Here is a 12,161-nt window from a genome sequence, read left to right on the forward strand (position 1 = left end):
ATTTACTTAACATTAAAAGGAGTGTTTCAGTTTGTCACAACAGCAAAACGAAAAACAAACCTTCCCGCCTCAGCATCAGAATCATCAGCCGGGAACGATCGATGAAATGAATCCCCAGCCGATCCATACCGACCAAAATTATAAAGGAAGCGGTAAACTGGATGGGAAAGTCGCTCTCATCACAGGAGGAGACAGCGGGATCGGGCGTTCTGTCGCTTGGTACTTCGCACGTGAAGGTGCACATGTCGCCATTTCATACTTAGATGAACATGAGGATGCTAACAAGACGAAAGAACTGGTGGAAGCAGAAGGCGTCCAGTGCATGCTCCTGGCAGGCGATATCGGCAGTGAGACATTCTGCAAAGACCTGATCAACAAAGTGATTTCACAGTTTGGCAAATTGGACGTGCTCGTCAACAACGCTGCAGAACAGCACCCCCAGGACGGCCTGGAAAACATCAGCAGTGAACAGCTTGAAAAAACCTTCAGGACCAACGTATTTTCAATGTTCCATTTAACAAAATCTGCCCTGCCTCATCTTAAAAAGGGCGCATCCATTATCAACACTGCTTCAATCACTGCCTATAAAGGCAATAAAGATCTCATCGATTACTCCTCCACGAAAGGGGCAATCGTAAGTTTCACCCGGTCTCTTGCCGAGAATATCGCATCAAAAGGTATCAGGGTCAACGGAGTGGCACCTGGTCCGATCTGGACGCCGCTCATCCCTTCCACTTTCAACGCAGACAAAGTATCTCAATTTGGTGCCAATACACCGATGGGAAGGGCCGGTCAGCCATTTGAACTGGCACCTGCTTATGTCTATCTGGCAAGCGATGATTCCTCTTATGTGTCCGGCCAGATGATCCATATTAACGGCGGGACGGTCGTGAACGGATAATCTGATTAAGACGAGATGTCACGGGGGACAGAGATAGTTCAAGTTTTAGAAGCCGGGTTTTATATACCCGGCTTTTTTGTGCGTGGTAAATGTCTGCGGATATCTGTTCTGTTCCAGATTAGAATGATTGTTAAGAGATCATATATTTGGAATTAGGAACGTATTTTTGAATTCAGGACCGTAAATTTCAGATTAGGAATGTATTTTTCATTTCAGGATCGTAAAACTGGAATTAGGAACGTATTTTTCAAATTAGGAGCATAAACCCGGTATACGCCTTACAAAACACCCATTCAGGTATCATCCTTACATTCATTCCCTAAAACCTCTTCCACACCCCATTTCCAGCATATTTTTGCTAAATGAAGGACAATAACCAGCTACACTCAAAAAAAGACCGTGGCCACTACGCCTCGGTCTCTTCTCTATGACCAACTTCCCTCTTACTGCATGATGCCCGCTTCACAATTTCATGCGGGATGATGATCCGTTTTATTGGGTCGTTCGGATTTTCAAGCTTCTGGATCAGACTCTTTGCGGCTTCATTACCCAGGTTGAAGATATTGATATCAACCGACGTTAATGGAGGGCGGGACATTTCCGCCAGAAGCACGTTATTGAAGCTGATTATGGAAATATCGCCTGGAACGGAAATATCCATTTCATCCAGTGTATTCAACACACCAAGTGCCATTAAATCATCCGCTACAACCAGTGCAGTCGGGGGATGTGCGAGCTGCATCAGTTCATTGATCGCTTCCCTGCCGCCTTCGCGCAGAAACTCTTCGTGGATGATGTATTCATCTTTCAAACCAAGTCCTGCGTCCCTGAGCGCTTTTTCATAACCCAATAAACGCTCGACTGTAACGACCAGGTTCAGATTCCCTCCTATGAAACCGATGCATTCATGGCCCAGTCCAAGGAGATAATTCGTAACCTCTTTCGCTGCCCTGTAATTATCATTGTCTACGTGGGTGATTTCTTCAGAGTATTTATAAGGTTTTCCGACAACCACAAACGGGAAGTTGCGTGCTTTTAAATAGTTCATCACTTTGTCTTCGACTTTGGAATAAAGGAGTATGATTCCATCCACTCTTCCACCTTGGACCATTTGAACGACACCTTCATAGATTTCTTCTTCAGACTGTCCTGTCGTCATTTGAAGTGCATATTGCTTTTCATGCGCCCCTTCACTCAATCCCCTCAGGACTGTCGGAAAGAAAGGATTTTGAGAAAAGGTACTTGCAGAACCCGGAAGGACCAGCCCCAATACTCTTGTTGACTGATTCGCAAGGCTTCTGGCGATGAAATTCGGATGATACCCCAGTTGATCCATCGCTTCTCTTACTTTTTGTTTTGTCTTTTCACTGATTCTCGGGTTATTTGCGATTACACGTGACACGGTGGATGGTGCGACATTCGCAAGCTTCGCCACATCTTTTATCGTAACAGCCAACGTCACTCCCCCCTTCTGCTGTAACATTCAAAATAAAAGCGCTTCCAATACAGCGGTGTGAATAAAGGCCCTGCTAAGAGCCCCCTCAGTCTATCGTTTGCGGTTCTTTCTTCCGCGTTTCCATACAAGGTAAATAAATAATAAAAATAATACATAAACAGCTCCAAGGGCAGATAAGTAAGGGATATTCAATCCGCTTTTGGCTTTGAGCAGATAGATTTCCGCTTCTTCCCTGTCAAGTGCCACCTTATAGGTCCCGTTATCATCACTGCGGACCAGGTCGCTTGTAATCAACCCTTTCAGCTCCTGATTTTCTGCCAGGTCTTCTGAGCTCAGTTCTACGGTTTGTGTTTTGCTTGAATTATTGATGGCCACCACAACTGTCTGGTCTTTATAGGTGCGTTTATAGATACCCATTCCATCTTTTTCATACAACGGCTCTACTGATCCCCTTGTTAAAGCCAGGTAATCCTGGCGAACCTTGCCGAGTGTGATGATGTAATCGATCAACTCTTTGTCGGCACGGAAATTCATCAGTCTCCGGTTATCGGGATCTTCCCCTCCGTCTATGGCAATCTCAGAACCATAATAGACTATCGGTATCCCCGGCGTGGTGTACATATACGCCAAAGCAAGCTTCCATCGTGTACCGGGGAACACATTTTCCTTAACCAAAAGCCTCGTGAACCGTTCCATATCATGGTTGTCGATAAATGTGCCCATTACATAGGGATTTTCATAGTATGTTTCATTATACTTCCAAAAATTAAAGAGTCTGTCCATTGACGTATCAGGCTTTTTAAAAACCGAACGCATTTCTTCGGCTTGCGGGACATTAACAAATCCATCAATGCCGACATCGTTATATTCAGCGATCTTCTGTGGATCGCGGTCAAAGACTTCACCGAGCAGATAGAAATCGTCTTTTACGGATTTCACTTCTTTACTGAATTCACTCCAAAAGTCCTGCGGCACATGACGTACCGTATCCAATCGGTAACCGTCTACATCCGTCTCCTTTATCCACCATTTAGCTGCATCGAAAAGGTATTCCCTTACTTCTGGATTTTCAGTGTTCAAATCCGGCAAGTCATATAGCCATGCCTTCTGCAGACTTTCCTTATTGGAAAAGTTCATCGGCTTCTTCTCATGAAACCAGTCCTTTTTAGCCGGGTCATTCACCCACGGGTGTTCAGGGCTCACATGGTTCACCACGAAATCCAAAACCACTTTCATATCTCGCTTGTGAGCTTCCTCCACAAGCTTTTTAAACGTTTCCATTGAACCGAAATGCTCGTCCGGTTTATAAAAATCAGTGATCCAATACCCATGATATCCTTTAGGCTGGTTATCAAAGACCGGGGTCAGCCAGATTGACGTGAAGCCCATGTCCTTAATATAATCCAATCGATCGATAATCCCTTGGAAATCCCCTCCCTGATAGGCCTTGGGATCTTTTGTGTCCACTTCTTTATCATTGGTCGTATCTCCATTATTGAAGCGATCCACCATCAGGAAATACATTGTTTCATCCTGCCACTTTCGTTCTTCTTTTTCAACTGCACCTGCGGGTACGGCGTAAAAAAGAAGAAACGGGACTAAAATGAGAGCAAGTACTCTTCTTTTCATCTCCGCTTCCTCCTCGGGTAATTAGTAACGCCTTTAAGATTATCCCTTTGTACCCCCTGCCGTCAATCCTGAAACGAAGTATTTCTGGAAGAAAAGGAATAATAATGCGATTGGGACTGCAATGAGCACGGAGCCTGCAGCAAACGTCGTAAATTCAGCACCGAATTGCTTCGCGACCATGTCATATAAAGCAACAGGGAGCGTGTACATTTCCTCTGAACGGAGCAGGATGCTCGCGATGATAAAGTCTGCAAATGGTGCAATGAAAGAAAACAGCGCGACGACCGCGATGATCGGCTTGGCCAGCGGCATGACAATCTGGAAGAAAATCCTGAAGTGCCCCGCACCGTCCATTTTTGCCGATTCATCGAGCTCTTTCGGAATGGTATCCAGATAACCTTTCATCAGCCATGTATTCATCGGAATCTGACCGCCTACATACACCAGGATCAATCCGATGTGAGTATCCAGCAGATCCGTTAACAATGCAAGGACGAAAATGGCAATCAATGCTGCAAAGTTAGGAATCATCTGCAGGATCAGGAATGTCATCAGCCCATTCTTCCGTCCGGCAAAACGATAACGGGAGAAAGAATATGCAGTCAGACTTACAAGCAGAACCGTGAGAGCCATTGTCGATAAGCTGACTTTCAGAGAATTCCAGTACCAGATCAGGTAATTGCTCTGTTCGAGATCGAATAATTCCTTGTAATGCGCAAGCGTCGCATTTTTTGGAATGATTGAAGATCCTGAAAGACTCTGCCCGGGATTGAAGGATGAGCCGATGATCCAGGCCACAGGGTAAAGGATGATCGCAAACATAATACCGATAGCTATATAAGAAAGTGTCAAACGTATGAGTTTCTGTTTTTTCATATTCATCTTTACATCATATCCTCTTCTTGGAATGATTTCGTGCGTTTAAACTGCCAGATCGCTGCAGTGATGACGATGATAGACAGAAGCAATGTAATGGCGGCTGCCTTCGAATATTGAGCGGACGTCATCGTCAGTCTGTATATCCATGAAATCAGGATATCCGTCCCTCCGGCATTTTGTCCCGTCAACGCCGGTCCGCCGCCGTTGAACAAGTAGATAACGTTAAAGTTATTAAAGTTGAATGTATATTGGGTGATGATGATCGGTGCCGTTGCAAATAAGACAAGCGGCAGTGTGATGTTCTTGAATTTCTGCATGACGGAAGCACCATCCACGGTCGCCGCTTCATATAATTCATCCGGGATCGATTGAAGCACCCCTGTCGTCATCGCAAAGATGAACGGGAAACCAAGCCATGTCTGGATGAATATCAGAGCGAGCCTAGTGTACATCGGCTCTGTCATCCAGGGCAGGTCCCCAATCCCCAGGAACGCGAGGATGTCCCTGTTGATTGTGCCGAATGATTCATTGAACATTCCTGCGAAAACAAGGATGGAAACGAATGCCGGAATCGCCCACGGTAAAATGAAAACTGTACGGATGATCGCTTTTCCTTTTAAATCCTTCTGATTCACAAGGATGGCAAGGAAAATTCCGAGCGCGACCTGCAAGGTCGTTGCGCCGAATGTCCAGACAAGCGTCCAGGCCAGGACAGTAAAGAATGTTTCTCGCCAAATATCAATCTTGAAGATATCCACAAAGTTCTGGATCCCGACCCAGTCTACAAGTTTTGCCGGCGGTGAATGATACAGATCATAGTTGGTAAACGCCAGCAGTACCACGAAGATAATCGGGAAGATGACCACGAATACAAGAAGCAGGAATCCAGGGGACATGATCAGATAAGGAAAACCATTATCTATCAGGTTCCTGTATTGTTCCCTGATCGTGCTGAGCTGTTCGCCCCTGTCACGCTTATCACCATTTACATATGCATCGCGCAAATTAAATAGATAGAAGCCGATGCCGAATAAAAATACAATGATTGCGAGAATACCGTACACCATTAAGAAGATAGAGTGATCACCGTACGATACGTCTGTGCCGAGGGTAGTGATCCCCCACAGGCCGTAACCAATCAAATCCCTGAACACCAGGATAAAAGCGGCTGTCATGACCAGGAAAAATCCGCCTTTGGCATATTGCTTATGATATAACTGACCGAGTCCTGGGATGATGGACAGGGCCAGCGCTGTTTTTCTATGTTTAGATTGATAGGATTGTTGCTCCATCCTATAGTCCCCCTTCTATCTTCAAGATTTTTACTTAAGCTTCAAGAGCTTTAGGAAGCAGAAACGTTTTTCTCCCTCCTAAAGCCCTTGAATGGGCCATTAAAAGGATAGCAGTACCCTCTCCTTTTTGAGAAGGTACCGCTATGATTTCATTAATTTGAATGATTCGTTTCGATGTTTTGCTCGATTTGCTTGACTGCGGCATCAAGAGCTTCTTTAGGACCTTGTTTGCCTGTTACAAGCGTTTGGAGTGATTTCGCCATCGGATCCCATACTTCTCCCATTTCCGGGATATTAGGCATCGGAACCGCATATTGAGACTGTTCGGCAACTGCTTTTGCACCTTCATTTTCTGCAATTGCAGGATCATCGATCAATCCTTGGTTCGTTGGTACTTCTTGAGTTTGTTCAAAACGAAGCTTCGCGTACTCATCCTGAGTGATGAACTCGATGAACTTTTGAGCCCATTCTTTATTTTCAGAGTAGCCTGATACATGCCAGCCTTTAACACCCATGAATGTTTTCATCGGGTCTCCGTTTGGAAGTTTAGGCATAGCAGATACACCGATATCGATTCCGGCATCTTTATACCCTTGGAAAGACCAAGGTCCGTTCATGACTGATGCAACTTTTCCTTCATTGAATAATCCGTCCATCGCAGAACCGCCGTTTTCACCGACGATACCTTTAGGGAATAGTCCTTCAGAGTACCATTTTTGAATAAATTCAGCACCCTTGACAGCACCTTCATTATTCAATCCAAGGTCTTTCGGATCTAATGCTCCATCTTTCTCAGCAAAAACATATCCGCCGAATCCGCCGATAGGCGCATGAGCGAAGTAGTAGTTATCCCAAAGTGCCAAGAAACCGTAGTTCCCGTCTTTAGTGAAATCTTTTGAGAATGAATATACTTCATCCATTGTTTTCGGTGCTTCCTTCATCAACTCTTTGTTGTAGATGAATACAGGAGTTTCAGAAGACTTTGGCAGACCATATAGTTTTCCATCATAGCTCTCGGCTGTCATTGAAGATTCAGTAAAACGGTCTTTGATTTCACCGTCGACCTCTAAAGGTGCGATGTGACCTGCAAGTGCAAGTTCACCGATCTGGTCATGCGGCAGAGTCAATACGTCAGGACCAGTACCTGCCGGACCATCGAGGCGTAATTGTTCTTTCATCTTAGAAGCCATTTCTACTTCTTTCACTTCAAGCTCGATGCCTGTCTCTTCAGTGAACTTGGCACCAACTTCATCCAGCCATCCGGCTTTCTTTTCATCTTCCCAGATGACAAGCTTTTCAGGCTTGTTTGCATCATCGGCTTTTTTCTCGCTGTCTTTATTACCTGAAGATTGTTCTTCACGGTTAGGACCACAAGCAGCCAACGCCCCCAGTACAAGCATAACTACCATTAATAATGATAATGCTTTCTTCATCTTGACCCCTCCTAAATATAAGTAAATAATGAAAATCCCATGATTGTACAACCGTTTGCACACATACGTATAAAAAGTGACATAAGATACCGCTTACACATATTTGTGAAAGCGATTGCACAACCTATTTCCTATTATACAAATTAAATATCATTTAGCAATAGTTTTTTAATATTTTTAAGTTTAATAGAAAAATAAAAAACGCTTCCACAGCCATGGATTGTATTATTGACAACAGCACTCCAGTAGACTACTCTTGAAATAAAAACGGCTGAAGGGGGATACATATGATTCTTGAAGCGATTTATCATCGCCCAAAAGATAACTATGCATACGCTTGCACTGAAAGTGAAATTCACATAAGGATCAGAACCAAGAAAAATGATATCAAAACCGCTTCACTTCTTCATGGAGATCCATATCATTGGGAAAGTGGAGATTGGATCTATGAAAAGAAGGACATGACCCTGACAGGTACCGATCAACTATTCGATTACTGGTTCGCTTCCTTGACTCCCCCATTCAGGCGCCTCCGTTACGGCTTCATGCTGAATGATGAAAATGAGGAGATCTTCTATGGGGAAAAAGGATTTTCACAAGATCCATCATTGGATATCGGTGATTACTTCTGTTTTCCCTTTTTAAATCCAATCGATGTTTTCAAAGCTCCTGACTGGGTGAAAGATACAGTATGGTATCAGATTTTCCCTGAGAGATTCGCCAACGGTAACAGGGAGAATGACCCTGCAGGAACACTTGAATGGGGAAGCGCAGAGCCCTCAAGGTCAAACTTCTTCGGCGGCGATTTAGAAGGTGTCATCGAGAATATCCCCTACCTAAAGGAACTGGGGATATCAGGAATATATTTCACACCGATTTTCAAAGCATTTTCAAATCATAAATACGATACCATCGACTATTTCGAAATCGACCCGCAATTCGGGACAAAAGAAACGTTAAAGGAACTGATTGCCAAATGCCACGAAAACGGAATGAAGGTCATGCTGGATGCCGTGTTCAATCACAGCGGATTTTACTTCCCTCAATTCCAGGACGTCCTTGAAAAAGGTGCAGATTCACCATACAGTAATTGGTTTCACACAAAGGAATTTCCATTGGATACGAAAAGCACTCCCCCTAATTATGATACTTTTGCATTTGAAGCTTCCATGCCCAAATTGAACACAGAAAATAAAGATGTAAGGTCATATTTATTAGAAGTCGGACGCTACTGGGTGAAGGAATTCGATATTGACGGCTGGCGTCTTGATGTCGCAAACGAAGTAGATCACCAGTTCTGGAGGGACTTCAGGAAAGAAGTGAAGGCAGTAAAACCCGATTTGTACATCCTTGGGGAAATATGGCATGATTCTATGCCCTGGCTGCGCGGGGATCAGTTCGATGCCGTCATGAATTATCCGTTCACCACCAATATGATCAACCTGTTCGCGAAACAATCGATAACGCCTGCCCGATTCATTGAAAATTTAACCAGCGTGATCCACATGTACCCCAAGACTGTCACTGAAGTGAACTTCAATCTTGTGGGAAGTCATGACACACCAAGGATCCTGACTGAATGCGGGGAAGATATCCGCAAGCTGAAACAGATTTTCAGCTTTATGCTTTCTTTTCCAGGGACACCATGTATATACTACGGAGATGAAATCGGCATGACTGGCGAGCAGGACCCCGGATGCAGAAAATGTTTCCCGTGGGAACAGGACGCTCATAACGAAGAACTATTCCACCATGTTAAAAAACATATTTCACTCAGACGCAGCCATCCTTTACTTGCCAACGAAGGAAACCTCTCTTTCTTGCCTTCCGACTTGAATGATGGGTTTATCGCTTTCACTAAATCCAACGGGGAAGATACGCTCTTCATCCTGATGAATTGCAAAGAGGAACCGTCCTCATACTCCCTTCCTTTTGATTTGAAAGGAAAAAAAATATTGAATCTATGGACAGGGGAAGAATTTGCTGCAGAAGCAGAAAACATTGAAGTAGAACTTGAAGAGTATGGATTTGCCATCCTTCAGCTTTCATAATGATTCCTTGCGTACAGCGGGACTGACTCATTGGACTGAGTTGGTCCCCTTCTCTCTTTTTCAGAACTTTTCATAACAAGGAGTAATGATCATGAACAAAACACAGAAGAAGATGACCTTGTTTGCCCTCACATGGCCGATCTTCATTGAAATCTTCCTTCACATGCTAATGGGTAATGCCGATACACTGATGCTCAGCCAATACTCGGATGATTCAGTGGCAGCAGTCGGAGTTTCAAACCAAATCCTATCCCTTATCATTGTAATGTTCGGCTTTGTCGCCACAGGTACTGCGATTCTTGTGGCGCAGCACTTAGGTGCAAAAGAAGAAACATCAGCAGGAGAAATTTCAATTGTTTCCCTTGCGGTGAATCTTATTTTCGGTTTGATATTAAGCATAACTCTCGTTTTCTTCACGGAGCCCATTCTCGCTTCCATGGATCTGCCCCGATCCTTGATGGACGAGGCTTCCTCCTATTTGAAGATTGTCGGAGGCTTTGCTTTCATCCAGGCTTTGATCATGACTGCAGGAGCCGTCATGAGGAGTTACGGGTTCACGAAGGATGCCATGTATATCACGATTGGAATGAATATCATTAACGTTATCGGTAATTACCTGTTCATTTTCGGTCCTTTCGGAATTCCTGTATTAGGGGTTGAAGGCGTGGCCATTTCGACCATCACTTCCAGGATGATCGGACTTACCGTTTGTATTGTCGTAATCATGAAGAGAATCCCTGGCGCTCTGCAAGTAAAAAGGCTGTTCAAGCTTCCGGTTGCGCATGTGAAGAACCTTCTTCGAATCGGTATTCCTTCAGCCGGAGAGCATTTATCCTATAATGGTTCACAAATGGTCATTACCTACTTCATTGCAAGCATCGGCACACATGCGCTGACGACGAAAGTGTACGCACAGAACCTTATGATGTTCATCTTCTTGTTCAGCGTGGCAATCAGTCAAGGCACCCAAATCCTGATCGGACACTTGATAGGTGCAGGGGAATATGAAAATGCATACGAAAGATGCCTGAAAAGCTTAAAGATTGCCATTATCATTTCACTCATTATGGCAGGGCTCTTTTCGATCTTCGCAGATCCGCTGTTAAGGATTTTCACTGACAATGAACAGATCATTTCGCTCGGGAAAATACTTATCTATTTAACCATCTTCCTTGAACCAGGCAGAAGCTTCAACCTGGTAGTCATCAACTCCCTCAGGGCAGCCGGCGATGTCCGCTTCCCTGTCTACATGGGAATTCTGTCCATGTGGGGTGTCAGTGTCACCCTATCTTATATTCTAGGAATCTGGTTTGGCCTGGGGCTTATCGGCATTTGGATCTCCTTCATAGCAGATGAGTGGCTGCGGGGATTGATCATGCTGAAACGCTGGCGTTCTAAAGTCTGGATAAAGAAAGGTTTTGTAGCCGGGAAGAAAGAAATCAACGAAAACAAATTTGCACATGAATCGTGACGAGATTGGGACAAAAGTCTTTGATCCTAAGTAAAACCCGAATTAATTCGCCTTTAAAATGGCAAGTTAATTCGGGTTTTTAGTTTTATAGGATAAGTAGATGTTTGAACTTTCCAGGGATTGATTGGATTGCAAGATGAAGACTCCAATCAGAAATGCAGAAGAGCTTGAACGTGAGGCATAAGACGAATCGTCCACGAAGGCGTTCTTTGCCTTCTTGGACGTGTTGACTTAATTCATGTGCCTCTAAGCCCTGAAGCTGGACAATAGAAAAGCGGAGGCGGCTTGCTCAGCCCCGACAAGCATAAGATGAATGGGCCGGAAAGGCGTTTTTTTCCTTTTTGGTCCATTTAGCTTATGACCTCAAGGGGCTAGCCGCCGGAGCTGGACAGGATCTTCCGCGAGAATACGAAGGAGGCTCACCAATCGCCCCCGGAAAGCGAAGTCTTGCACGGAAATCATTAGCGTTATTTAGAACCGTCTGTAAATTGTTCATCTTTAGACGGTAGTTTTATAGTTTTGCAAGTATCTTTTTCACTTCAATAAAATAAATGTAAGGTTTTTTAACATAAAAGCGTTTTCACTTAAAATTAGTACTTGATATTTTGCTATTTTCTGAATATGATAAATAACATAACTAATTGATGTTATAAAAAATGACATCAAATTAACAAGTAATCTTTAAGGAGGAAATTCCATGAAAAAAGTGGAAGCGATCATCAGGGCAGAAGCATTCATTTCATTACGTGAAGCATTGAGTCTGCGGGGATTCAGCGGCCTTACCGTTTCAGAAGCAGCAGGATGCGGCAAGCAAAAAGGGAAGCAGGGGATCTTCCGCGGCAATAAGTTCGAAATCAACCTGGTGCCTCGCGTAAAAGTTGAAATGGTCGTCGACGATGATCAGGTTGAAGGAATCATCGACCTGATTGTAGAACAGTGCAGTACCGAAACTGTCGGGGACGGAAAGATCTTTATTTACCCTGTAGAAGAGGTGGTAAGGATCCGTACTGGAGAACGCGGAAAACAAGCCGTTTTATAACATTTCTTTT

General features: G+C 44.1%; 9 protein-coding genes. 4 read left to right on the forward strand and 5 right to left on the reverse strand.

Annotation, left to right across the window (positions count from 1 at the left end; genetic code table 11):
• Positions 1-31: 31 nt before the first annotated feature.
• Positions 32-901, forward strand: coding sequence for an SDR family oxidoreductase (locus ACKA06_RS06415; protein WP_411159296.1), 870 nt, complete (start codon positions 32-34; stop codon positions 899-901).
• A gap of 406 nt (positions 902-1,307) precedes the next feature.
• On the opposite strand, the gene ACKA06_RS06420 is transcribed toward ACKA06_RS06415, so the two are convergent.
• From ACKA06_RS06420 to ACKA06_RS06440, 5 genes are all read right to left on the reverse strand, one after another.
• Positions 1,308-2,357: a LacI family DNA-binding transcriptional regulator gene (locus ACKA06_RS06420; RefSeq protein WP_198258288.1), complete on the reverse strand. Its 1,050-nt coding sequence runs from the start codon at positions 2,355-2,357 to the stop codon at positions 1,308-1,310.
• Positions 2,358-2,447: 90 nt separating this feature from the next.
• The gene (locus tag ACKA06_RS06425) at positions 2,448-3,986 is read right to left on the reverse strand and encodes an alpha-amylase family glycosyl hydrolase (RefSeq protein WP_411159297.1); all 1,539 of its coding nucleotides are present in this window, start codon (positions 3,984-3,986) and stop codon (positions 2,448-2,450) included.
• Positions 3,987-4,025: 39 nt separating this feature from the next.
• Positions 4,026-4,868, reverse strand: a complete 843-nt coding sequence (locus tag ACKA06_RS06430) for a sugar ABC transporter permease (protein WP_032089195.1) — start codon at positions 4,866-4,868, stop codon at positions 4,026-4,028.
• A gap of 2 nt (positions 4,869-4,870) precedes the next feature.
• A complete protein-coding gene (locus tag ACKA06_RS06435; RefSeq protein ID WP_058298230.1) occupies positions 4,871-6,157 on the reverse strand; it encodes a carbohydrate ABC transporter permease in 1,287 nt (428 codons plus the stop codon).
• Positions 6,158-6,309: 152 nt separating this feature from the next.
• Positions 6,310-7,590: an extracellular solute-binding protein gene (locus ACKA06_RS06440; RefSeq protein ID WP_064565059.1), complete on the reverse strand. Its 1,281-nt coding sequence runs from the start codon at positions 7,588-7,590 to the stop codon at positions 6,310-6,312.
• Between the two features lie 287 nt (positions 7,591-7,877).
• Between ACKA06_RS06440 and ACKA06_RS06445 the strand changes: the two genes are divergently transcribed.
• The 3 genes from ACKA06_RS06445 to ACKA06_RS06455 all read left to right on the forward strand — a co-directional run bounded on the left by ACKA06_RS06445 (position 7,878) and on the right by ACKA06_RS06455 (position 12,151).
• Positions 7,878-9,641 (forward strand): alpha-glycosidase, encoded by a 1,764-nt coding sequence (locus ACKA06_RS06445; protein ID WP_411159298.1) that lies wholly within the window; start codon positions 7,878-7,880, stop codon positions 9,639-9,641.
• A gap of 91 nt (positions 9,642-9,732) precedes the next feature.
• The gene (locus tag ACKA06_RS06450; protein WP_411159299.1) at positions 9,733-11,112 is read left to right on the forward strand and encodes an MATE family efflux transporter; all 1,380 of its coding nucleotides are present in this window, start codon (positions 9,733-9,735) and stop codon (positions 11,110-11,112) included.
• 697 nt (positions 11,113-11,809) lie between these two features.
• Positions 11,810-12,151, forward strand: coding sequence for a P-II family nitrogen regulator (locus ACKA06_RS06455; protein WP_032089200.1), 342 nt, complete (start codon positions 11,810-11,812; stop codon positions 12,149-12,151).
• The last annotated feature ends 10 nt before the right edge of the window (positions 12,152-12,161 follow it).

The sequence above is a fragment of the Rossellomorea oryzaecorticis genome (assembly GCF_045897515.1).
GTDB lineage: Bacteria > Bacillota > Bacilli > Bacillales > Bacillaceae_B > Rossellomorea > Rossellomorea enclensis.

What these genes read in the sequence shown, in the direction of transcription:
- ACKA06_RS06425 (WP_411159297.1), bottom strand. Translation starts at nt 3,986, where the DNA reads ATGAAAAGAAGAGTACTTGCTCTCATTTTAGTCCCGTTTCTTCTTTTT.
- ACKA06_RS06430 (WP_032089195.1), bottom strand. Translation starts at nt 4,868, where the DNA reads ATGAATATGAAAAAACAGAAACTCATACGTTTGACACTTTCTTATATA.
- ACKA06_RS06435 (WP_058298230.1), bottom strand. Translation starts at nt 6,157, where the DNA reads ATGGAGCAACAATCCTATCAATCTAAACATAGAAAAACAGCGCTGGCC.
- ACKA06_RS06440 (WP_064565059.1), bottom strand. Translation starts at nt 7,590, where the DNA reads ATGAAGAAAGCATTATCATTATTAATGGTAGTTATGCTTGTACTGGGG.
- ACKA06_RS06445 (WP_411159298.1), top strand. Translation starts at nt 7,878, where the DNA reads ATGATTCTTGAAGCGATTTATCATCGCCCAAAAGATAACTATGCATAC.
- ACKA06_RS06450 (WP_411159299.1), top strand. Translation starts at nt 9,733, where the DNA reads ATGAACAAAACACAGAAGAAGATGACCTTGTTTGCCCTCACATGGCCG.
- ACKA06_RS06455 (WP_032089200.1), top strand. Translation starts at nt 11,810, where the DNA reads ATGAAAAAAGTGGAAGCGATCATCAGGGCAGAAGCATTCATTTCATTA.